At 72.7% G+C, this 23,444-nt stretch carries 9 protein-coding genes; 4 read left to right on the forward strand and 5 right to left on the reverse strand.

The window, feature by feature from the left end; all coding sequences use genetic code 11:
- Positions 1-32: 32 nt before the first annotated feature.
- The 3 genes from WMF12_RS10060 (at position 33) to WMF12_RS10070 (ending at position 7,896) form a co-directional block, all read left to right on the forward strand.
- The gene (locus WMF12_RS10060; protein ID WP_437870342.1) at positions 33-5,027 is read left to right on the forward strand and encodes an AAA family ATPase; all 4,995 of its coding nucleotides are present in this window, start codon (positions 33-35) and stop codon (positions 5,025-5,027) included.
- A gap of 620 nt (positions 5,028-5,647) precedes the next feature.
- On the forward strand, positions 5,648-6,370 hold the full coding sequence (locus WMF12_RS10065) for a hypothetical protein (protein ID WP_437870345.1): 723 nt from the start codon (positions 5,648-5,650) through the stop codon (positions 6,368-6,370).
- 338 nt (positions 6,371-6,708) lie between these two features.
- A complete protein-coding gene (locus WMF12_RS10070) occupies positions 6,709-7,896 on the forward strand; it encodes a PAS domain-containing protein (RefSeq protein WP_437870352.1) in 1,188 nt (395 codons plus the stop codon).
- Between the two features lie 181 nt (positions 7,897-8,077).
- On the opposite strand, the gene WMF12_RS10075 is transcribed toward WMF12_RS10070, so the two are convergent.
- On the reverse strand, positions 8,078-8,836 hold the full coding sequence (locus WMF12_RS10075) for an MBL fold metallo-hydrolase (protein WP_437870357.1): 759 nt from the start codon (positions 8,834-8,836) through the stop codon (positions 8,078-8,080).
- Between the two features lie 90 nt (positions 8,837-8,926).
- Here WMF12_RS10075 and WMF12_RS10080 point away from each other — a divergent pair, with 90 nt between their 5' ends.
- Positions 8,927-9,826, forward strand: coding sequence for a helix-turn-helix transcriptional regulator (locus WMF12_RS10080; protein ID WP_437870366.1), 900 nt, complete (start codon positions 8,927-8,929; stop codon positions 9,824-9,826).
- Between the two features lie 6 nt (positions 9,827-9,832).
- Here the strand turns inward: WMF12_RS10080 and WMF12_RS10085 are convergent, their stop codons facing one another.
- From WMF12_RS10085 to WMF12_RS10100, 4 genes are all read right to left on the reverse strand, one after another.
- Positions 9,833-11,326: a reverse transcriptase family protein gene (locus WMF12_RS10085; RefSeq protein WP_437870374.1), complete on the reverse strand. Its 1,494-nt coding sequence runs from the start codon at positions 11,324-11,326 to the stop codon at positions 9,833-9,835.
- Between the two features lie 386 nt (positions 11,327-11,712).
- A complete protein-coding gene (locus tag WMF12_RS10090) occupies positions 11,713-13,602 on the reverse strand; it encodes an SWIM zinc finger family protein (RefSeq protein ID WP_437870379.1) in 1,890 nt (629 codons plus the stop codon).
- Complete coding sequence (locus WMF12_RS10095) at positions 13,599-20,471, reverse strand: HEAT repeat domain-containing protein (protein WP_437870382.1); 6,873 nt, start codon at positions 20,469-20,471, stop codon at positions 13,599-13,601. The genes WMF12_RS10090 and WMF12_RS10095 overlap by 4 nt, the downstream gene beginning before the upstream one ends.
- Complete coding sequence (locus WMF12_RS10100; protein ID WP_437870383.1) at positions 20,468-23,293, reverse strand: hypothetical protein; 2,826 nt, start codon at positions 23,291-23,293, stop codon at positions 20,468-20,470. The genes WMF12_RS10095 and WMF12_RS10100 overlap by 4 nt, the downstream gene beginning before the upstream one ends.
- Between the last annotated feature and the right edge of the window lie 151 nt (positions 23,294-23,444).

The following is a 23,444-nucleotide window of genomic DNA, read 5'->3' on the forward strand; positions in this document are numbered from 1 at the left end:
GGTCGGCTGTCGTTCTGTGCCGGTGAGGACAAGTGGACTCTAAGCAATTCGTCAATGCCGGTATTCAGCTTGCGTCCGCGCTCGCAGAGCTCCACGAGAGAAACATCATTCACCAGAACGTCCGCCCTCAGAACATCGTCGGAGGCAGCGAGGGCGGAGCGGTGAAGCTGCGCGAGCCGACGTTTGGCGCGCGAGCCAAGGGTCTTCGAAGCCGAAGCGACGATCTCAGCGTCTCTGCCGAGATGTTCCCGTACATGGCGCCCGAGCAGACCGGGCGCATGAACCGGCCGATCGACCACCGCGCGGACCTCTACTCCATCGGCGTCACCTTCTACGAGATGCTGTCCGGCGAGCTGCCGTTGGTCGCTACGGACGCCCTCGAGTGGGTTCATTGCCACGTCGCCAGGGCTCCGCGCCCCCTCACCGAGGCGGCACCGGACGTGCCGCCGGTGATCGCCGCCATCGTGATGAAGCTCCTGGCCAAGGAGGCGGATGATCGCTACCAGAGCGCGCGGGGGCTCGCGCTCGATCTCGAGCACTGCCTCGCCGAGCTCGAGGCCAAGGCGACAGTCGAGCCCTTTCCCCTCGGGGCGAAGGACGTGTGGGACGAGCTGCGCTTCCCGGCGAAGCTGTATGGCAGAGAGGCGGACTGTGCGCGACTCTTGGCGGCCTTCGAGCGCGTGGTCGCGGACGGCGTGGCCGAGCTCGCGCTCGTCTCCGGGTACTCGGGGATCGGGAAATCGTCGCTGGTCCATGAGGTTCATCGGCCTATCGTCCGCGAGCGGGGCTTCTTCCTCGAGGGCAAGTTCGACCAGTACAAGCGGGACGTCCCCTATTTCACGATCAGCCAGGCGTTCCGGGAGCTGACGCGCCAGATCCTGAGCGCGAACGAGGCGCAGCTCGGCGCGTGGAAGCGGCAGCTCCTCGATGCGCTCGGCGCGAACGCGAAGCTGATCATCGATATCATCCCGCAGATGGAGCTGCTCATCGGCAAGCAGCCCGACGTCGCGCCGCTGCCGAGCACGGAGGCGCAGAACCGCTTCCATGCAGTGTTCCGGAGCTTCATCGGCGTCTTCGCTCAGCGCGAGCACCCGCTGGCGCTCTTCCTCGATGATCTTCAATGGGCGGACTTCGCGAGCCTCAAGCTCCTCGAACACATCATCACGCACCCGGAGACGCGGCATCTCCTTGTCATTGGCGCGTACCGCGATAACGAGGTCAGCCCGTCGCATGCCCTGACGACGACGGTGGGCGCGATCCGGAGCGCGAAGGCGCGCGTCACCGAGTTCTCGCTCGGGTCCCTGTCGCTCGCGAGCTTGACCGAGCTTGTCGCCGACACCTTCCGCTGTTCTCCTGCGCGCGCCGCGGAGCTCGCGGAGCTCCTGGACCGGAAGACCGCCGGCAATCCGTTCTTCGCGACCCAGTTTCTGGGCGAGCTCTACCGGGAGGGGCTCATCGGCTTCCGGGGCGCGGAGGTCGGGTGGATCTGGGATGTCGACGCGATCAGCGCGAAGAACTACACGGACAACGTCGTCGAGCTCCTCGTGAGCAAGCTCTTGCGCCTGCCCGAGCAGACGCAGGCCTCGATGAAGCTCGCGGCGTGCATCGGCAACGAGCTCAGCGACGACGTCCTCGCGATGATCTGCGGCAAGGCGCTGGAGGAGACGCGCGCCGACCTCGAGCCCGCCGTCAGCGAAGGGTTCCTGCTGAGCAGGCGGGACGGCTACAAGTTCCTGCATGACCGCGTTCAACAGGCCGCTTATGCGCTCATCCCCGAGGAGACGCGCGGCGAGGTGCACCTCAAGATCGGGCGGCTGCTCCTCAAGAGGACAAAGAAGGAGGAGGAGCTCGCGGAGAAGATCTTCGACATCGTCAACCAGATAAACCTCGGCGCCTCGCTCGTCGGCGGCGTGGAGGAGAAGACCCGCTTCGCCGAGCTCAATTTGACGGCGGGAAAGAGGGCCAAGGCGTCCTCGGCGTACCGCTCGGCAGTGAATTACCTGTCCGCCGCGGCCGAGCTCCTCTCGGAGGAGAGCTGGGACACCCACTACGCGCTCACGTGCGAGCTCCACACGGAGCTCGCGGAGTGTTTGTTCCTGAGCGGCAACCTGGACGATGCGGAGCGGGAGTGCGCGAACGTCGATCGTGCCCGGACCAAGCTCGACAAGGCGGCCTTCTATCGGCTTCGAATGCAGCTCTGCCTCGCGCGGGGGGAGAACGACAAAGGCATCGCCCTTTGTGTCGAGTGCGTGGGGCTCTTCGGCGTCGAGCTCCGCACGAAGCCTGAGAAGGAGGTGGTACTCGCAGAGCTCCAGAAGGTGCGCGATCTCGTCAAGGGCCGCCGTATCGAGGAGCTGCTCGATCTGCCCGTGATGACGGATCCGGAGATGGCCGCCACGATGAGCACGCTGGCGTGGATCTACCCGTCGGCGTTCTACGTCGATCCGAGCTTCACGGATCTCGTGGTGGGCACGATGGTGAGGCTCAGCGTGCTCCACGGCAACGCTCCGGCGTCGACCATGGGCTACGCGTCGTTCGGGGCGGCGCTCTGTGCAAAGTTCGCCGCGTACCAGGAGGGCTACGAGTTCGGCAAGCTCGCGTGCGACCTCACGGAGAGGCACGGGTTCATCGCGTTCAAGCCGGAGGTCTTCCAGACGCACGCCTGTCTGATCTGCATCTGGACCCAGCACGTACGTATGCAGGTCGAATACGCTCATATTGGCTTCGTGACGGGCCGCGAGCTCGGGAACTCGACGTACGCCTGCTTCAACCTCCTGCAATATGTCATTGGAATGCTCGTCCGCGGAGACTCGCTGGAGTCCGTGCATGCCGCGGCGGTGAGCAGCGCCGACTTCATCATCAACGCGAAGATGACGTTCGTGGCCGACGTCATGACAAGCGTCCAGCGGTTGACGCTGGCCATGCGCGGGCTGACGGATCGCCTCGGGACGTTTGGCGGCGGCGATTTCGTCGAGGCAGACTATGAGAAGCACCTCGCCACCGAGAACATTCCGCTCATCCATTTCTTCTACCAGGTGAACAAGCTCCAGGCGCGGTTCATCGCGGGCGAATATGAGGAGGCGGAGGCCGCGGGCGAAGCGGCGAAGGGGCTCCTCTGGACGGCCACCGCGGAGTCCATCCTGGTCCACGAGTATTATTACTATGGAGCCCTCTGCGCGGCGGCCCTCTACAAACACGCCACGGCCGAGAAGCAGAAAGAGCTCCGCGAGCTCCTCGCCGCGAGCGAGGCGAGGCTGCGTGTGTGGGCGGAGAGCTGCCCCGCGAACTTCCTCGGCACGCACGCCTTGGTCGCCGCAGAGATCGCGCGTATCGAGGGCAGAGACGGGGACGCGGCGAAGCTCTATGACAAGTCCATCCGCGCCTTCCGCGAGGGCGGCTTTGTGCAGAACGAAGGCGTGAGCTCCGAGCTCGCGGCGCGGTTCTATATCGACCGAGAGTTCGATGTGCTCCCGTCCATGTACCTCGCGGGGGCCGAGGCCTGCTTCACGCGCTGGGGCGCCCAAGGCAAGGTGCTTCAGCTCGGCCGGATGTACGCCCCGCATTTCGCACATAAGGGCACGCCGATCTCCCCGGCGGCCCATGGCAGCGCGGACACGAGCTCGGAGCAGCTCGACACGCTCGCGGCGGTGAAGGTATCCCAGGCGCTCTCGAGCGAAATGGGGCCCGACAAGCTCCTGGCGACGCTCATGCGCATCGTCATCGAGCACGCAGGCGCGCAGAAGGCGTGCCTGTTCACGCCCGAGGGAGAGGGCTTCGCGCTCGTGGCAGAGGCCCGAATCGATCATCGTGAGACCAACGTCCGGGTGGTCGGGCGCGACGAGAACGCGAGCGTCAGCGTGTCCGATTTCCCGGCGTCGGTGCTGAACTACGTGAAGCGCAGCCGGGAGAAGGTCACCCTGGACGACGCGGCGAAGCACAGCGCCTTCTCGTCCGATGAGTACATCGTCCGCGCGCGGCCGCGCTCGCTGCTCTGCATGCCGATCTTCCGGCGGGGCGCGCTGGCCGGCCTCCTCTACCTGGAGAACAGGCTCGCCGCGGGGGTGTTCACGCCTCGACGGCTCGTGTTGCTCGAGTTCATGGCGTCGGTGTCGATCGAGAACGCGACGCTACACGCGGAGTTCGCCCAGGAGAACGCAGATCGAAAGCTGGCCCAGGCGACGCTGCGGCAAAGCGAGGATCGCCTTCGGAGGCTGGTCGAGACGGCGAGCGTCATCCCCTGGGAGGCCGATCGCACGACCGCACGGTTCACCTACGTCGGCCCGCAGGTCGTGAAGATGTTCGGGTACCCACAGGACACGTGGTATGACGCCGGCTTCCTGGGCGAGCACGTACATCCGGCGGACCGCGAGCGGGTCCTTCCCCGCTTCCTCCAGAGGGACGCGGTCCGCGCTGACGACGATTTCGAGTTCCGCTTACGAGCGGCGGACGGGCGGGTCGTATGGTTGCACAACGTCGTGAGCTCCACGGCGGGCGAGGATGGCAAGATAGCGCTCGGCGGCTTCCTCTTCGACGTCACGGACCGCAAAGAGACCGAGGCGACGCTGGCGGAGAAGCTGGCCATCATCCAGGACCAGCAGGCCGCCATTCAGCAACTGTCGACGCCTATCATCGAGGTATGGGAGGGCGTGCTGACGGTGCCTGTGTTCGGCTCGATCGACACGCGCCGCGCCGAGCAGATGATGGATATCCTCCTCAATGCCGTCGTCCGCACGTCCTGCCGCTCTGTCATCATCGATCTGACCGGCGTCGATAAGGTCGACGCGAGCACGGCCGACCATCTCATCAAGCTCATCCGCTCGGTCCAGCTCGTCGGATCGAAGGGCATCTTGGTGGGGATCCGGCCCGAGGTGGCGCGCACCGTCGTGTCCATTGGCGTCGATCTATCGTCGTTCATCACGCTGGGGAACCTGCGCGAGGGGCTGCTCTTCTGCATGAGGGATCACGGGCTCGCGGTCGGGTGGACCCCGTCCGCGTCCTCCGCTGGGCAGCGCTCGAATCGAGGGTGACCTCGCGGCGACGCGAAAAGCGACATTGGGCATCGACGTTACCTCATAGAGCCCGGGAGCAGAAAGCGCGGCGGACGCTGGGGGCGATTGCGGCGGTCGCGGTCGCGGTGGCCGCGGTGATGGTCATCCTGGTTGTCTGGGCGTTGGGGCAGCGAAACGCGGCGCAGAGCGCCGAAGATGCCGCGCGAACGGCGGAAGGGGCTGCAAAGCCAGCGCAGCAGGAGGCCACGGCCCAGGTGGGGCGCGCACGAACGTCTTCCTTGATGGCTGGAGCTCGTGAGCTCGTGGCGAGAAACCAGCCGGCGCCGGCGGTGAAGCAACAGGGATGCAACATCTGCAGGAGCCCCGCCGTGGTATCAGGCCCACGGGATGTCTTTCGACGCGCATCCAGGAGGAACACTGTGCGCTACGGCGCCGGCGGCGGCTGAAGCAACGAAGACGGCGCGCGGAGAGGTGGTGAACCACCCCCACCGCGCATTGACCCACCCGAATGCCCTGGCACCCTGCCGCCTCCATGAACGCTGCCTAGGCGACCGTTCCCGGCCGCGAACGTCATCGAGATCCCCGGCGCCGACAGCGCAGACGATCTCCTCCGCGCGGGGAGCACGCCGAGGCCTTCCGTGCTCCTGTCCGTGAGCCACGGGCTCGGCCGGCCCCGCGGCGGGTGGGCCTCCGTCGATCAGCAGCGCGCGCTCCAGGGGGCGCTGTGCGTAGGCGCCCATGGCAGCTCCGCGCCGCTGCTGGCGGCGGACATGCTGCAACACGCGCCCTTCCTGCCAGGTGGCCTGTGGTTCTGTCTGGCCTGCTTCGGAGCCGGGACGCGGAAGGAGAGCGCGTTCTATCCCTGGCTCTCCCTCCTCGCGCGCGAGGGCGCCTACAGCGGCCAGGTCCAGCGGGTGCTGGCGAGCTTGCCTCCGGGCGGCGAGCGCCCGTTCCTCGCTGCGCTGCCGCAGGCCGCGCTCCGGAACCCAGAGGGGCCGCTCTCGGTGATAGCGCACCTGGATCTGGCCTGGACCTTCGGCTTCGTCGATCCCAACAGGATGACCCAGAGCCGCGCCTCCCGGATCTTCAGCAGCCTCCAGGCCATGGCCCGCGGCAGCCGCGCCGGCGTGGCGCTCGACGCGCTGATGCGCTCCTACCGCGAGGTCAACGATGAGCTGCTCTGCGGCTACCACGCCGAGGAGGACGCGCGCGTGTGGAACCGGCCTTCTCCGGTCGATCCCATGCAGCGCGGCAGCGCGTTCATGCTGCGCAACGATCTGCGGGGCTATGTGCTCCTCGGCGATCCCGCGGCGCGGCTGCCCTTGAAGGGGAGCCAGGCCCCGCACCCGGCAGCGCCGTAGTCCGCAATCGCGCGCCGCCGCGCGCATCGCTCTCCTGGCTCGCGCAGGTGCGAGCACGCCCACGCCACGCCCACGACGTACGCTACAGCCGTCGATGGGAACGCCGTGGACGAGTAGAGTCCTGCGCCTACATGGTCTGTCGCTCGACATCGCGAACCAGGCCCAGTCCGTCCAGCAACGCTCGCCCGTCCGTCACTCACGGAACCTCCGATGTGAGGGACGGTGGCTTTCGTCGCGGGCACCGGCGCGCGCCGTAGACAAGGCGCTGAAGCACAGGCATCTTCAACGATGCGGCATGGTGCGTCTGCTGCGCCGCACGGGCCGCGGGGGAGGTATGGATGCACGCAGACTTGGACGCATTTCCTGAACCGCTCGCGGTGCTCGACGCGAACCTCCGGTTGCGGGAGGCCAACCTGGCCTGGCGCAACACGTTTGGAGAGGCGGCGCTGCTTGTGCCCGAGGCGGAGGAGGCCGCTCGCGCGGTGCTCGGCGGGGCCCAGAGCCGGGCGGAGATCGACGCCACGGCGAGCAACGGGGCGAGCCCGCAGCGCTGGACGCTCCTGCGGTGCTCGAGATCCGAGGGAGAGCCGCTCGTCTTCGTCCACGCTCGTGCGGCCGACGACGCCGCGCAGCGCCGCCGCGAGGAGGCGCTCGCCGAGGAGCTGGAGCTCCTGCGCAACTTCATCGACCTCGCGCCCAACCTCATGTTCATCAAGGACCGGCGCAGCCGCTACGTCATGGCGAACAGCGCCCTCGCGAGCTGCTACGGGATGACGCCGGCGCAGGTCGTCCACGCGTCCCAGCACGAGCTCACCGCGAGCGTCGATGAGGCCTCAGGCTTCACAAGCGTCGACCGGCAGGTCATCGACACGAGACAACCCGTGGTCATCGAGGAGAAGGAGACGCGGCCGAACGGCGACGTGCACTGGTACGAGACCGTCAAGAAGCCCATCCTCCGCAGGAGCGGCGAGGTGCAGGTCGCCTGCTTCTGCGTGGATGTCACCGAGCGCCAGAGGGCGCAGGACGCGCTCCAGAGCTCGGCGCGCGAGCTCGAGTCCATGGCCGCGGCGGCCCGGCGCGAGGCGGACGAGAAGTCGGCGCTCGCGGCGGAGCTCGACCGGAGGCTCGCTGTCATCCAGGCGCAGCACCGGCAGATCCTGGCGCTCTCCGCGCCCATCCTGGAGGTCGCCGATGGCGTCGTCGGCGTGCCCCTCATCGGCGCCATGGATGAGGAGCGGACGGCGACGCTCACCGAGCGCCTTCTCAACATCATCGCGACGCGGCAGGTGCGCAGCGTCGTGCTCGACCTCTCGGCGCTCGAGACGATCGACACGCGCACCGCCGACCGGCTGGTCGGCATCGTCCGCGCGATAGGCCTGCTCGGCGCGCGCGCGGCGATCACCGGGATCCAGCCAGCGGTCGCGCACACGATGACCTCGCTGGGCATCGATCTGTCGAGCATGGTCACGATGCGCACCCCGAAGGACGCGATCCGCCTCTTCTCGACGACCGGCCCAGCCCGCTAGTCCGGCGGGCGCGTCACATCGGCTCTTGAAGGTCCTTGTAGCTCGACAGCCCGCCGAAGTTGAACCCGATGCCGAAATCGTAGACGAGCCCCGGCCACCACGATCGAGAACCAGTCCGTGGGGTTCACGCCGAGCACCACCGGCGCGTGAAGACAGACGATGTGTGCCGATGTCTCGTCGCTCACCGCAGCTGGGGCGTCCGCTGCAGGTGGGGCACGCCGGCGATGGATCCGGCCAACACGCGGGCGTGCCGCCGCACCTCGTCAGCGCCGAGCGGCCCTCCGTGGCCCAGGTAGAAGGTCTGTATTCCCTCGTCGACCAGCCGCGTGAGCTCGACGCCGACGGCGCGCGGGTCCAGCTCGAAGGGCGGCCGGATAGCGTGGCCGAGCCGCGCGAGCCCGCCCAGCATCAGCCCCGAGGCGACCAGATCTCCAACCAGCGCCTCGCGCGACTCGAGGACGACCGAGAGTGAGCCCTCGGTGTGCCCGGGGGTGTGGCGCACGCGACCCGCGACCCCGTAGGGAGCCAGGTCGAGCGTCTCGTCGCCGGACAGCACGATGTCGGGCGCGACGGGCGCATAGCGCTCGTGCACGAGAGGGGCCCGGACGAACAAGCGGCCGAACCAACCCGTCGGACAGAACGTCATCGGGGCGCGCCCGTTGAGGTGCTCGACCTCGGCCTCGTGGGCGACGACGAGCGCTCCGGAGCGCTCGCGCAGCTCGGCGGCGCTCCCGGCATGGTCGACGTGGGCGTGAGTGACCACGATCGCCTTCACGTCGGACCAGCCGCGGCCCGCGCGCGCCAGCGCCTCGCCCACCCTGGGCGCCGCGTCCGTCACGCCGGCATCGACAAGGACGCAACCGGTGGCGCCGACGAGCAGGTGGGCGTTGAGCATGCGAAAGGGTAGAATGGGCACGCGAATGATCTGGGCGGCAGACATGATGTTCCTCCGGGGCCGAACGCCTGGCCTCAAGGTGGTGTGTCGGGGCTCCTCTCGCCTGGCCCGATTCGACGCGACGGATGGTCCACGATGGAACTGACCCACGTGGCGACACCTCCGGAGTCGATGCTCGAGCGCGCGGTGCGGGCCGGCCCTGGCGAGCTGCTCTGGCTCGGCGCCGAGCCGTTCGAGGTCCGCTGCGAGCCCAGCGTTTCCACGGGGCTGCTCAAGATCGTCGCCGTGGCCGAGGGGGAGGGGGTGATCGTGCAGGCGGGGCGCCGGGCACTCCTGCGCGAAGGGACGTTCGCGTGGTTTCAGTCGGACACCCCCTTCGAGCTGACGATGAGCCGGGGCCGGCGGCTGCTGCTGCGGCTGCCGCTGTCGGCGGTGCAGCAGAGGCACCCGGGGGTCGACCTACGGACGGCCGTCACGCGCGGCGAGGAGCACGCGGGTGAGCGGGTCGTGGCGGGGCTCTTGCGCCAGATCCTGAGCGAGAGCTCGTCGCTGTCGGAGCGCGATTGCGTGGCGGCCGTCGGCGTGGTGCTCGAGGCGATCGGGATGTGCGGCCGCGCGCCCGCGCTTCCGCAGGCGAGGGTCGAGCGGGCGCTGGCCGATATCGAGCGTCGCCTCGGCGATCCGACGCTCCAGCCGGCGGATGTCGCGCGGGCGCAGGGGGTGAGCCGCCGTTACCTCGACGGCGTGATGGCAGAGCAGCTGGGCTGCTCGCTGGCCGCGCACATCCGGAGGCGCCGGCTCGAACGGGCGGCGAGCGAGCTCTCGCTCCGCCCGCTCGAGGCCGTGTCCGAGGTCGCCGCGCGCTGGGGCTTCCGCGACACGAGCCACTTCACGCGCCTGTTCCGGGGCCACTTCGCCACGACGCCCGCGGTCTACCGGCGCGCGGCGCTCGATCACCACATGCGCACGTGCGGAGGCGGCGGGCGCACGGCCGACGCCGCGTCGCCGGCCCGGGGCTCTTCAGCCGCGGGGTAGCCCGCCCTACGTGAGCACGGGGCGCGCGTCGTGGGGGCCCGCCTCGCCGGCAGGCGCCGGCTGATTGCGCTCCAGCGCCTCGATGCGCCCGAGGAACGCGCGCCCCTTGGCCGGATCCGTCATGTACACGAACGCCGCGAGCCCCTTGAGCTGCGCGAGCGTCTCGCCCTTTCCTGGCCTCCCGAGCTCCCGGTTGCGGATCGCCGCGCGCAGCGCGCGCACCCGCTCGCGCGGGACGCGCGCCGCCGGCGCCCCCTCGCTCGCCTGGTTGACGACGAGGCCTGTCACCTTCTGCCGGCTGCCCTTGCGCATCACCACGGTCTTGCTCGGATGCAGCCGGAAGCCCTCCGAGCTCAGGATCTCTCGGAGCCCGCGGAGCAGCGCGCCCACCGGCGCGCGCGGCCGCGCGGCGTCGGCGAGGCCGGGCGCCTCGGGCGCGCGGAAGGAGAACGTGAGATCGTCAGCATACCGCGTGTAACGAAGCCCCAGCTTGCGGGCGAGGCCGGACGCGCGCCGATCGAGCCGCAGGCAGATCGCGTTCGTGATCGCCGGGGAGGTGGGCGCGCCCTGCGGGAGCACGCGCGGGCCCGTCGCCACGTAGAGCGTCTGCCCTCGGAACTGCACGACGTCCCGGGGCGCCTCCGTCGAGAGGAGCGCCACGAGCGTCGCGGGACCCTCGGCCACGCCGGCCTTGCGGAGCAGGCCGCGCACGCGGCGCCACGTGATCGTCGGGAAGAAGTCCTTGATATCCACCTTGACGATCGTGTCGGCGCCGGCGTGCGCGGCGGCGTTCGTGACGATGGATCGGCTCGCCAGGAAGCCGTGCGCCGCGGCGTGGACCGGCAGCTTCTCGAACAGGTTGCGGAGCGCCCAGCGCTGCGCGCGCTTCAGATCCCGCTTCGGCGAAGAGATGGTGCGCGCGCTGCCGTCGCGCTTCGGGATGTGCCACCGCCGGTAATGGGTGCCCGTGTCGACCTCGCGGTGGTACGCGAGCCAGCGGAGCCGCGGGATCGACAGCCCCAGCGCGCTCGCGAGCTCGGCCGCGCCCGGCAGGTCGGGGAGCCCGTGCGCCCGCGCGCGCTCGCTCGGCCCGGGCACATCGAGCCTGTCCGGCCCGACACGGTCGCTCCAGTGCACGCCCGCGCCAAGGTGGTTGACGTGTGTGGCGACGTAGGCCTCCCAGGCCAGGCGGCGCAGCGAGCGGCGCTCCCTGGCCTCGACCTTCTTGCGCTCCTTCCACTGCGCGCGCTCCCGGTCGGACATCGCCTTGGGATCGCCGGTCGCGAGGGCGCCCTTCGACGTGAGCTCCGCGCTCACCCACGCGTCGATCCCGCCCGCCTCCTCGATCGCCTTCCAGCGGGCGACGCGCTCCTCGTGGGCGAGCCGGCGCGCTTCTGCGCCTACGCCGCGGGCCGCCGCGCCGCCGGGGGCAGGCGGCGTCGTGATGGGGAGAACGACGGGGGCTCGGGCTTGAACGGTCGCGTCGATCTTCGCGGTCATGTCTCGGTGGGAGCGTGGTGGTGAGTCACGATGGAAGCGATCTGTCCTGAGGAGGCCGGACCGTCGATCGCTGTCTCATGTCGCCAAGAGAGGCTCCAAGCGCATCACCTTCATCGCTTGGTGCACGGTAGCCTCACCGGTTCTCCGGCTAGACGAGCCCTACGGCGTCGGGAGAAACGGCGTTTGCGAGGTTGTCTCAGCTCTCCCGACGCCGTAGGGCTCGTCTAGCCGAAGAGAACCAAGAACAGGCTACCTTGCGGAGAGTGACTGGCGGTTCCTCCAGAGCGGCGCGACGCCGCTCCTACGCTCGAGGCGTGGAGGCTGGTGCGTTCAGAACCTCTCCTGGCAACACGAACAATCTCTTTTTCTTGACCTCCTTTCCTTTCTCATGCTGACGACGCGTCGGCGTCCACGAACCCGGAGGACGTCAATGCATCCAGTCCCTTGAAATACGCGTCGCGCGCTTCGCCGTCCGTGTCAAACCAAATGCGCTGGTGTCGAGGCGCTTCGGCGCGCGCCCCCCACGACAGGTGTACTACGCGGTCGTCCAGGGAGACACGGTAGACGACCTCCGCGCCCGAGGCCTCGCGGCGCACGTACGTGCGCGTCTCGGCGCGGATGAGCGACCGCCCCTCGGCCGTCTGGCGCAGGGCGTCCCGCTCGGCGCGCTCGCGGGCGTAGGCGACGCGGAGCGCGATCATGTGCTCGCACGGACCTTCGCGGAGGCCGCTCCGGCGGAACGTGGGGCAGCTGCACCACGCGTCGGAGACGCGGCCCTCGAGATCCATCGTGAACCGCGGCGCGAAGTCGCGGTGCGCCTCCCGGTCCGCGACCTCTCCGTGGATCTCGGTGCCCTCGCCGGCGATCTCGTGCACCTTGGTCGGCCTCACCGCGCCGGGCGCGCCGAGCAGGCGGTGGGCCGCGGCCTCGCGGGGCGAGCTGTAGCGGATGTCGCGCTCGTCCACCGGATCGGCGAACAGCTCGCGCGGGCGGTAGACGCGGCGCGCGACGTCGTAGAGCACCCGGCCGCGCAGGCACTCGAGCTGGAGCGCCGCGCGGGCGTCCTCGGCGCCGCCGCCGGCCGCGAGCGACGCGAGCGGGAGCGGCCCCCGCTCGCGGAGGAGGGCGAGCTGCCTGCCCGCGAGCGCGTCGAGCGCCGCGCGCGCCTTGTCGCCGCCTTTCCCCTCGCGAGGCATCAGGGCGTCGAACGAGGCGGCGCTGGCCCAGCTGCTGTCGGTCCAGCCCGTGAGCGCGATCGTCAGCGTCGCGCGGCCCAGATCGAGCACCCAGAAGACCGGCAGCCCGGGGCCCCGGAGCTCGGCGCGCACGCGCTGCACGTGCGGCAGGAGCCGCGACAGCGCGAGCAGCCGCTGCCGGCCGAAGGTCCGGACCACGCGCGGCGGGCCCTCGTACGGAGGGCCGTGGCCCTCGATCAAGATCTCCCAGGGCTCCAGGATGAGGCGCGGCGGCTTGCCGGGGACGAGCTCGAAGCGGAGGCCTCGGGGCGGCTTCTTCGCCTTGCGGGTGCGGAGCACGAACAGCGCGTTGTAGAGATCGATCGGCGCGAGCTCGCAGGAGACCGCGGGGAGCGTCGCCGCCGACTGCACCTGCAGGAAGCCGCGGAGCCAGGTCGCCGGGACCTCGAGCGAGCGCTCGATCGGCGTGGCGCGCGCCGCCGCGGCGTCTCCGCGCGCCGCGCCTGCGTCGAGCTCCACCTTGGCGTAGGCGCGCAGGCGATCGATCTGCTCGACGATGCGCGGCGAGAGATCGACGAAGGCGGTGCCGTGGGCCGCCTCGCGGCCCTCGAAGAGGTCGCTGGAGAAGGCGAGCCGGGCGTAGGCGCTCTCGTCGCGCGAGAAGACCTCGATCGAGACCTCGTCCGGGTGCACCGTGAGCACGGGATCGAGCGCGCCGGAGGCCCTCGGCTTCGCCGCGGAGCCGTCGCCCTGGGCCGCCGCGTCGTCGGGGAAGGCGCCCTCCAGGAACGCCTTCTGCGCCTCCCAGATGGCCGCCGTCGCCTTCTTGCCCTGCTTCATCAGGTAGGCGAGGTACGCGGTCCGATCCCGGCCCTTGTACCGGAGATCGCTCTCCAGGATGGTCGCCAGCGCGGCCATCGCGTCGCGGAAGAGCGCCGCGTCGCGGACGGTGCCGCGCACGCCGACCGGGCCGCGGGCGCCGTCGAGGGAGAGGCGCACGCTCGTGTGGAGCGGGGCGGCGGCGAGCTCGCTCGGCGCGGCGTACCGGAGGAGGATCGGGCGGGCGAGTGCGGCCGTCATGCGTTGACTCCTTCGGGGGTCTCGGGCTCTCTGGACGAGCGCGCGGCCGCGAGCCGCGCCGCGCGGGGATCCGCCGCCTTGCGCTTCGCGCGGCGGTACGCTCTGTACGCGGCCTTGCGGGCGGCGACCTCGGCCTTCTCTTTGGCCTTCTCCTTGTCGAAGGCGATCGCGGCGAGCGCCTCGAGCGCGCGCTCGCCGCCGGCGCGGCCGAGCGCCGCGATGGCGTCGAGGCGCGCGGAGGCGTCGCCGCCGCTGCCCTGCGCGAGCGAGATCAGCGGGGCGAGCGCGGCGGCGTCGTGGCGCGCGAGGATCGACGGCAGCGCGAGGCGCCGGCCCGGCTCGGTCGCGGCGAGCGCCGCGAGCGCCTCGGGCGAGGCGACGCGCGCGGTCGGCCCGAAGGCGACAGGGTCGAACGGCCTCACCGCCACGGCGATCGCGGCCGAGCCGTCCGGCGCGAGCGCGGCGAGCGCGGCCGACGCCGAGGCCCGGACGCCGGCGTCCATGTCCTTGAGGGCCGCCGTGAGCGCCTCCACGGCGCCCGCGGGCGGCGCGGCCCCTGCGGACCTCGCGGCCGACTCGAGCGCGCCGAGGGCGCGCGCGGCCTCGCGGCGGATCTCGCCGGGGGCGCTGTCGTTCGAGAGGAGCGCGCGCAGCGCGGGCGCCATCGAGGTCGCGCCGGCGCGCCCCGCGGCCCAGAGCAGCTCGCGCCACGCCGCGGCCTCGGCGCTGCGCTCGTCGCCGTGCGCGGCCGACCAGCGCTCCGCGGTGCGCTGCGCCGCGGCGGCGAGCGCGCCCGCGAGGGCCCCGCGATCGCCGGCCACGGTGCCGGCGGCGATGAGCCGCGCGGCCTCCTGCCGCGCCGGGGCGCGCTCGTCCTCGAGCATGCGCAGGAGCGCGGCCACAGGCAGCGCGCCGCGGCGGAGCAGGCCCATGGCGAGGCGCTGCCGCAGGTCCTCGTCCTTGAGCGCGGCGAGCCGGGGCAAGAGCTCGGCCGGGTCGGCCTCCGCGGCGAGGTAGCTCGCCGCCGGGCCCGCGATGTCGTCGTGCTCGCTCCCGACCGCGAGGAGCTCGACGCGCGTCCGCTCGCCAGGGAAGAGCTTCTCCAGCGCCTTGCGCGCGGCCTTGCGGACCTCGCTGCTCCGCGCGTCGAGCGCGCGGGCGAGCGCGGGCTCGGCCGCGCCGTCGCCGAGCAGGCCGAGCTCGTTCACCGCGACGACGCGGAGCCTGTCGGGCGTGTCGCCGGCGCGCACGAGCTCCTCGAGCAGCACGCGGGCGCGCTCGCCGCCGATCCAGCGCACGCCCTTCGCCGCCGACTCGCGGAGATCGATGGAGTCCGCGTGGAGCGCCTGCTCGACGCGCTCCGAGGCGCGCTTGCGGAGCTCGGCGCTCCCGAGCTTCGGGGCGATGCGGCCGAGCGCCTCCGTGGCGGCGGCTTGCATGCTCGGCTCGATGGGTGCTTCCTTGGTGCCGCCGGCGGCCACCGCCTCGAGCTCCTCCAGCGCGCGGGCGTCCCCGAGCGTGCCGAGCGCGAGCAGCGCGCGCTCCCGCTCCCCGGGCTCGCCCGCGCGCACGACGAGGAGGAGCGGCCGGAGCGCTGACGCGAGGCCCCGCTCGGCCACCCCCTCCGCGGCGGGCAGCACGAGCTCGCGCGCGCCCGCGCGCAACACGGCCTCGAGCGGCCCCGAGGGCGCGCCCTTGTCCTTGACGCGCTTCGCATAGGACGTCACGGCCGCGACGCGCGTGGGGAGATCGCGATCCGCGAAGAGCGCGACCAGGAGGTCGTTCTGCGCGGGATCGTCGCCGAGATCGAGCTCGCGCGCCGCGGCGAGGCGGAGCGCCGGGTCCTTCGCGCGCGCGGCGGCGGCGAGGAAGGCGAGCGCGAGCGCCGTCTCGCGCTTCTCGCGCTCGCGGCCCTTGTCGACGATCTCGAGGCACGCCTTGAGCGCGGCGCTCCGGACCTCGGCCGCCTCGTCGTCGAAGCGCGCCGCGAGCGGGGCGGTGGCCGCGGGGTTCCGCGTGCTCCCGAGCGCGCCTGCCAGCGCGGCGCGGTCCGCCGGCGTGGCGGCCTCATCCATGCGCGCCGCGAGCGCCCGCACCGCCGCGTCGCTCGCGAGCGCGACGAGCGCCTTGCGGGCGCGCGCCGAAGGCGCGGCCGCGCCCTCGCGCAGGAACGCCGAGAGCACGTCGACCGCGCGATCGTCGCGGCTGCGGGCGAGGAGCTCCGCGGCGCGCAGGCGCAGGTCGTCGTGATCGCTCTCCATCGCGCGGCACAGGGCGGGCACGATGCGCGGATCGCTCGACGACGCGAGGCGCTCGAGCACGCCGAGGCGGAGGTCGGCGTGCTCGCTGCCGAGCGCCGCGAGGAGCGGATCGAGGCTGCCCTTCGGAGAGAGCCGCTCCAGGAGCTCGAAGGCGTAGCGGCGCACGTCGGGCAGCGCGGAGCTGAGCGCGCGCACGATCTCGGGGCGGGCGTCGCCGCCCCGCGCGGCGATCTCGTCGAGCGCGGTCCGCGCCACGTCGGCCGACGCCGACGCGAGCCCGAGCGCGAGCGGCTCGCCCGCCCCCGCCGGGAAGAGCGCCTTGAGCCCCGCGAACGCCGCCTTGCGCACGAGGTGGTGCGGGTCGTCGAGCGCCCGGACGAGCGGCGGGACCGCCGCCGTGCTGCTGACGTGCCCCTTGGCGCAGACGTCGACGATGCGATCGATGGCGTCGCGGCGCGTGCGGTGCGCCTCGTCGTCGCCCGCCGAGACCTGCCGGAGGAGGCCCATGTACGCGCCGAACGCGAGCCAGCGCAGCCGCCGCTGCTCGCCCTCCGGGACCGCGTCGCCGGCCGGCTTGTCGCTCTGCTTCTGGCCGCTCTGCCCGCTCGGCTCGGGCTGCGCGAAGAGGCGGCGGAGCCACCCCTTCGCGGGCTTCGTGTCGCTCTCCTCCGCGGCGCGCGGGGTCGTGTCCGCCACGACGTGGGCGCCCGCGGGGCGCAGCGCGGCCACGCGCTTCGCCTCGCGGAAGTACTCGACCGGCTTGCGCCGGATGCGGAGCACCTGCGCGGCCGCGTAGCGCTGCTGCGGGTCGTCGCTGGCGAGCGCCTCGGCGAGGCCGACGAGGATGCGCCCGCGCGCGACCTCGGGCGGCCAGTCCTTCGTGCCGGCGGGCTTCTCGCCGTCGGCCGCGCGGCCCTGCTCCGCCGTGTCGGGGCGCGGGGGCATCAGCGCCTCGATGAGGTGGGCGAGGTACAGCTCCGGATCGGTGCGGAGCTCCAGCGCGCGCGCCGCGGCGAAGCGCACGTCGGAGCGCTGCGACGAGAGCGCGCTCGTCAGGAGGTCCGGCGGGTCGCCGCGGCGGAACGCCCTGAGGTCGCGCGCGAGCACGATCGCGAAGACGATCTCCTGGACCTCGCGCGAGCTGTCCTCGAGGCCCTGCAGCATGCCGCCGTAGCCCTCGGGCCCGAGCGCCGCGAACGACATGATCGTCGCGACGCGGATGGGCGGGTGCTCGTGGCGCAGCGTGCCCGTGAGCACCGGCAGCGCCCGCACGTCGCCGAGCCGCGCGAGCCCGTCGGCGGCCCACGACCGCACCGCGACGTCGGCGTGGCCCATGGCGTCGAGCAGGTAGCCCTCCTCGCCGCGCCGGGCGGCCATCGCGAGCCCGCGCGCGGCCTGCTCGCGCACGTCGGGGTACTCGTCCTTGAGCAGCTCGGTGGCGAAGTACTTGACGAGGCGCGGCGATCCCAGCGTCGCCAGCGCGGTCGCGGCGCGCGCGCGCAGCGGGCCGAGGACCTGGATCGGCATCTGCGCGGAGGGGACCGCGAACGCGGATCCCCGACCCGCGTTCAAGAGGGACTGATCGGCGAGGAGCGCCCGCATCGGGTTGATCAGCTGCTCGTCGCGCCGGACGGCGCAGAGCTCGGCCGCGCGCACCCGGAGGTCGAGGTGGCTCGACTGGAGGCCGATGTGGAGCGGCCCCGCCTCGCCCGGAAGGAGCTTGTCGAGCGCCTCGATCGCGGCGATGCGCGGCCCCGCGTGCTCGTCCTCGAGCAGCTTGCTCAGGGCGCTGCGCGCGGCCTCGCCCACCGGCACGCGCGTGGCGAGCAGCCGGAGCAGGGCGTTGCGCGCGTCGTCGCCCGCCGGCATGTGCGCGGCCCCGCGCGCGCCGCTCTCCCGGACCGAGGGGTGGATCGACGCCATCGCGGCGAGGTGCGGCTCCGCGGCCTCCTTGCCGCGCAGCTTGACGACGGCGTCGTACGCGGCCTGGGCCACGCCCGCGTCGCGGTCGCCGATGGCCGCGTGCAGCCGCTCCGCAGCCCACGGCTGCTCGCCGTGCGCCTTGAGCTCCTCGACGGCGCGCAGGCGCAGATCGGGGAAGCGCGCGAGCTGGGCGCGGTCGAGCGCCGTCTGCGGATCCGAGGCGTGCCACGACCAGAGCGTCCGGAACGCCTCGCGGCGGACCTTGGGCGACTCGTCCTCGATCGCGTCGGCGAGCAGCGCCTCGGCCTCGGGCGGCCTCGGTCCCTTGCCCTCGCCGGCGAGCGCCACGAGCCGGTCGAGCCCGCGGACGCGGATGTCCTCCTGCGACGAGCGGAGCGACGCCTCGGCGACGGTGAGCGGGGCCGACGGCTGGAGCCGCGCGTAGGCGTCGTGCGCCGCGGCGCGCACCGCACCGTCCGCGTCGTCGAGCATCCAGATGAGGCGCTTCTCGGCGCGGGTGTCCCGGAGCTCGGCGAGCGCGGTCGCCGCCTGCCGTCGCAGCGACGGGTCCTGCTCGCGCGTGAGCTGCAGCAGCGCGCCGAGGGCGCGCGTGTCGCCGAGCTGCGCGAGGCCGCGCGCCCCCCGCACCGCCGTGTCCGGGGTGCGGCACGCCATCGCGGTGAGCAGCGGCTCGAGGTCGGCCTCGGCGGGCTCGGCCCCCGGGCTGCCCACGCCGGGGATCCGGGCGCGCGCCGCCTTGATGGCCGCCTCGTCGGCCGCCTTCGCGCCGTCCTTCGCCCCCTCCTTCGCGTTCGCCGCGGGCTTCTCCGCGCCGCCCGCGCCGGCGCGCCGCAGGACCTCGGCCGCGCGCCGCGCGATGTCGATCGCCGCGCGGCCGAGATCCTCGTCGCGCGCCTCGAGCGCGTGGGCGAGCGCGCGCCGCTCGATCACCTTCGCCGCGAACGCGATGCGGCGCACCTCGGCGTCCTCGTCGTCGAGCGCGCGCGCCGCGATCGGCGCGAACTCCGGCGCCGAGAGCCAGCCGGCGAGCGCCGCCCGGATGAGCGCCTCGACCCGGAGGTCGGCCGGGCCGCGCTCGAAGGCGGCGCGGAGCGGCTGCGGGCCGTCCGGGTGGATCTGCTGGAGCTGGTCGAGCGCCGTGAGCCGCACCGACGCGTCGCGGCCGGCGAGCTTCTCGGCGATGAGCCCCGGGATGAGCGGCGAGCTGCCATAGAGCTTCCCGAGCTCGAGGAGCGCCCGGCGCTGCACGTCCGCGGCGCGGGCATCGAGCGCCGCCCGGAGCGGGGCGAGCGGCGCGTCGCGCTCGATCGCGCGGAGCGCCTCGAGCGCGGCCATGCGGACGTTCGGGCTCTCGTCGTCGAGCGCCTCGCGCAGCTTCGCGCGCGCGCCGCGGCGCCCTTTCGCCCCGAGCTCGCGGGCGGCGAGCGCGCGCACCTCGGCGTCGCGGTCCGATCGGAGCGCGGAGAGCGCGGCCTCGAGCGCCTCGGGCTCGTCGAGCGAGGCGAGCGTCTTGACGGCGCTCTCGCGTGCCGGCCGCGCGCCCGAGAGCGCCTGGGCGAGGACATCGAAGCCGTGCGCGAGCTCGGCGGTGCCGTCCGCGGGCGCGCCGGCGGCGTCGATCGGGAAGCGCCATACCGTGCGCCGGTCCCCTGCGGCGAAGACGGCGCCGAGCCCGTCCTTCGCGTCCGCGCCGCCGCGGGCGGCCTGCCCGCGCGCGCCTTTGCGCGCGGCGGCCGGCGCGAGCGCCAGCGCGTGGAGCGCCAGCGCGCTCGTCTCCAGCGTGCGCGGCTTGCGCTTGTCCTCGAGCCGGTGGATGCGGATCGCGCCGTCCGCGCCTGCGGACAGCAGGCGGTCGCCGCTCTCCTTGCCGTCTTCCTGCGGCGGCGGGGTGGGCAGGCACAGGAGCGCGCGGACGCCGCCCGCGTGACCGCTCCCGTCCGCGCCGCGCACCTCGCACTCGACGTCGCCGACGAGGTACCAGAGCCGCACGGTGCCGTCGTCGCCGCCCGACGCAAGCCGCCCGTCGCGCGGCGTGAACGCGAGCGCCGTGACCGGCCCGTCGTGGCCCGGCATGGCGCGGACGGCGCCCGTCGACAGCGTGACCACGCGGACGATGCCGTCGTCGCCTGCCGCCGCGCAGAGCTCGCCGGCGGGATCGAAGGCGACGGCGCGGAGCGGCGCCGCCGAGAGCGCGAACGACGAGATCTCGACCGCGGCGCCGGGCTGCGGGGCAGGGGAGCCGGCGGCCTCACCGACGCGAAACACCCGCAGCGCGCCGTCGACCCCCACGGTCGCGAGGCGCGCGCCGGAAGGCGCCGCGGCGATCGCCGTGGCGCCGCCCGGGTGCACGTCGATCGCCCGCACGTCGGCCACGCCGCCCGCGACGAGGCGCAGCGCCCCGTCGGAGCACGCCGCCGCGAGCAGGTCGCCCGCGAAGGCGAGGCCCAGCACGTGCGCGGGCACGTCGATCGAGCGCACCGGCTTGTTCGCCACGTGATCGAACAGCGTCACCTGGCTCGCGCTGGCGGGGGATGGCGCGGTCTGCGTCTCGCGCGTCCCGCGCGCCTCGCCCGGCGCCGGCGCGCGCACGCCGCCGACCGCGAGGAGCCGCGGGCCGATCGCGAGCGCGCGGACCTTCTCGTAATGGCCGATCGCGTGGCTCATGCGGTCTCCTGTCCGACGCCGGGGAGCGCCCGGCCTTCGCCGGCCGCTCCGAGGCCTTCGATCTCGAGCCCTGGGTGCGCGTGCCTGAGCCGCAGGAGCGCCGCCAGGCACGCCTGCCACTCGCCCTTCGCGATCGACCCGGTGAACTCGGCGATGACGGGGGCGACGAGCGCCGCGAACGCCGCGTCCTCGACCGCGAGATCGCGCACGACCTCGATCACGTGCCGCTTGGCCTCGCTCGCCGAGAGGCGCCTGCGCGAGCCCGCGTCGTCGCCCGGCTCCGGCGACCGCCCCGCGGGGATCCCGGACAGCACGTACCGCAGGAAGCGCCGGAGCGCCTCGACGTCCGCGAACCGCCCGGCGTCCTCGGGCAGCTCCGCCGCGGGGCGCGCGTCGTCTCCGCGCGCCCCGCGCGGCCGCCAGCCCGGCGGCAGATCGCGCGGCCGGTGCTTCTCCCAGAGCATCCGCACGGCGAAGAGGCGCACCTCGCGGTCGGCGCTCTGCATCAGCCAGCCGAGGCGCTCCGGGCCGCCGAGCCGCGCGTAGTGCTTCAGGATGAGCGAGAGGCCGAGCTCGCGCGCGCTCTTCTTCAGGCTCTCCGTGAGCGCGAAGACCTGCGCCGGATCGAGCTCCTCCGGCGTGAGCGCGATCGCCGGATCGGCCGACGGATCGCCGACCTTGCGGAGCGCGTCGAAGGCGATGTTGCGCACCTCCTTCGCGTCGCTGTGCGCGAGCTCGTAGACGCGGGTCTGGTAGCCCCAGGCCCGGAGCTCGGCGCGCGTGATGAGCGCGGCGAAGCGCCGGACGTCGTCCCGCTTGTCGGAGAGCGCGGGCCAGATGCGCTCGGCGGTGAACGCGCCTCGCTTGAGCGCCGGCTTCAGCTCGAGCTCCTTGGCCTCGCTCTGCTCGGGCCCGAGGACCGGGTGGTGGCAGCGCAGGTACGTCTGCGCGAACGCCCGCATCGGCTCGGGCTCCTTCTCGCCGAGCGCGAGCGCGAACAGCCTCGCCGTGCCCGCCTCGCGGTCGCCGCGGCCGCTCGCGTCCTGCCCCGCGTCGAAGTCCTGCGGCTTCATGTGCGAGAGGAGGTAGCGGCGCGCGAAGCCGTTCAGCGTCGGATCCGCGCGCCGCGCGAGCGCGAGCAGCCAGGGCAGCGTGAGCTGCCGCGGCGACACGATCTTCGGGTTGCCGAGCACCTCCAGCGCGACCGCGCGCGTCTCGGCGCTGAAGACGAGCCCCTTCAGGCGCTCGACGCCCTCGGCCGTCAGATCGGGCAGGGCGTCGGCCTTCTGGAGCCAGGTCGCGACCGTGGACCCGATGCGCTTGCGCGTGAGCGCGCCGAGCAGCCACGGCGTCCCGATCGCCGCGATCGGGTACTTGCCGAGCGCGTCGAGCGCGGACTTCGTCGCCTGGTAGTCGTCCTCGTGGCGCGGATCGTCGAGAACGCGCACCCAGAAGCCCGCCCCCGGCTCGCCGGGCCGGTACTTGGCCTTGAAGTACGCGGCGGCCCACTTCTTCTGCTCGGACTCGCCGTAGAGCATGTCGACGAGGAAGCCCTCGGGCAGCTCGGCGCGGTCGAAGCTCTCGCTCAGGGCCTTGCCGGCCCACGCCTCGGTCTCGCTGTGCGTGAGCAGCCGCCCCAGGAACGCGTGGCCGAGCGCGCGCGGGCTCTTGCCCTGGAGCGCCGACGCCGCGAAGGCGCGCGTGTCCTTGTGCTCGGAGTCGAGCAGCGCGGCGAGGCGCTCCGGGTCGAGGTCCGTCGCGTGCGCCCGGGCATACTCGATCGCGAACGTGCGCGCCTTCGGGCTCGGGGAGCCGAGCAGCGCGAGCGCCGCGTCGTGCAGCCCGAGGCCTCGCAGCTTGCTCTGGTGGAGCTCCGGCGAGCCGAGCAGCGTCTCGATCAGGAACTCGTGCGCGCTCGCGAGCGGCCGGTACGCGAGGCGCGAAAGCCACGCGGGCGTGACGCTCCGCAGGGTGTCGGCGAAGTCCTTCTTGAGCCCCTGGATCGCGAACTTGGCCGGCGGATCGGCCTGGCAGGCCGAGAGCAGGAGCATCAGCGGATCGGGCGATCGCTTCCACGCCTCGTCGAAGGCGCGGTGCTTCACCAGGTCGTTCGGCGGGACGTTGCCGTGGAACGAGCGCCCGTCGTACTTGCCCGTGCCGTGCGCCCAGATGTGGTTCGCGACCCAGAGGTCGCTGAAGCCCGTGCCCGGCGCGTAGTGACGGAGGACCTCGACCGCGAACTGCGGGTAGAGCTCCGGCGTGCTCCGGCCGAGCTCGCGCAGGAAGCGCCACGCGCGGCGGCGCATGTAGATCAACGTCCCCTTGGAGACCTCGCGCCGCCGGCTGCGGGAGAGCTCGACGTCGAAGCGGAAGGCGAGCGCGCCGAAGAGCTCCGCGTCGAGCCGCGCCTCGGCCAGCTTGTAGATGCGCTTGAGCCCGCCCCACGCGCCGAAGACCAGCGGCGCGCTCGTGGCGATGTCGCGCAGCGCGCTGCGCCCTGCGTCCGTGCCCTCCTCGTAGATGCGCACGAGCAGGTCCGCGAGCTCGAGCCGCGGCGGCGGCGCGGCGTCGACCTGGGCGAGGAAGCGCTTCCACGCGTCGGTCGACTGCTCTCGCCGCTGCTCGGGGGAGCGCATGCCCTGAGCGCGCGAGAGCAGCTGCAGGAACGCCGCGAAGGTGAGCGCCCCCTCGCGCAGCGGCGTCTCCGGTTTGGGATCCGGCTGCCCGAGGTACGTCTCGACGACCTCGGCCAGGGTGGGTGAGCCGCTCGTGGCGAGCTGCTTGACGTTCGCGATGTCGATCGGATTCGGTGAGCTCGTCAAGGCGCCCTCCCGCGGCGGGATGGCCTGGGAGAATCGCGAGCCCCGCGGTGCAGGTCAAGCCAGAGTCGATCTGACGATGACGGAAGCGTCGTCGCTTCCCGCGGTGTGCGCCTGTGGGTGGGGCGTGTTCGCGGATGCCGGGGTGCCGCGC

Origin of the sequence: Sorangium sp. So ce363, from assembly GCF_051520435.1 — a bacterium.
Taxonomy (GTDB): domain Bacteria; phylum Myxococcota_A; class Polyangia; order Polyangiales; family Polyangiaceae; genus Sorangium; species Sorangium cellulosum_B.

Bases quoted from the DNA above. Each gene is read 5' to 3' on its own strand.
- WMF12_RS10070 (WP_437870352.1), top strand. From the start codon at position 6,709: ATGCACGCAGACTTGGACGCATTTCCTGAACCGCTCGCGGTGCTCGAC.
- WMF12_RS10075 (WP_437870357.1), bottom strand. From the start codon at position 8,836: ATGTCTGCCGCCCAGATCATTCGCGTGCCCATTCTACCCTTTCGCATG.
- WMF12_RS10080 (WP_437870366.1), top strand. From the start codon at position 8,927: ATGGAACTGACCCACGTGGCGACACCTCCGGAGTCGATGCTCGAGCGC.
- WMF12_RS10085 (WP_437870374.1), bottom strand. From the start codon at position 11,326: ATGACCGCGAAGATCGACGCGACCGTTCAAGCCCGAGCCCCCGTCGTT.
- WMF12_RS10090 (WP_437870379.1), bottom strand. From the start codon at position 13,602: ATGACGGCCGCACTCGCCCGCCCGATCCTCCTCCGGTACGCCGCGCCG.
- WMF12_RS10095 (WP_437870382.1), bottom strand. From the start codon at position 20,471: ATGAGCCACGCGATCGGCCATTACGAGAAGGTCCGCGCGCTCGCGATC.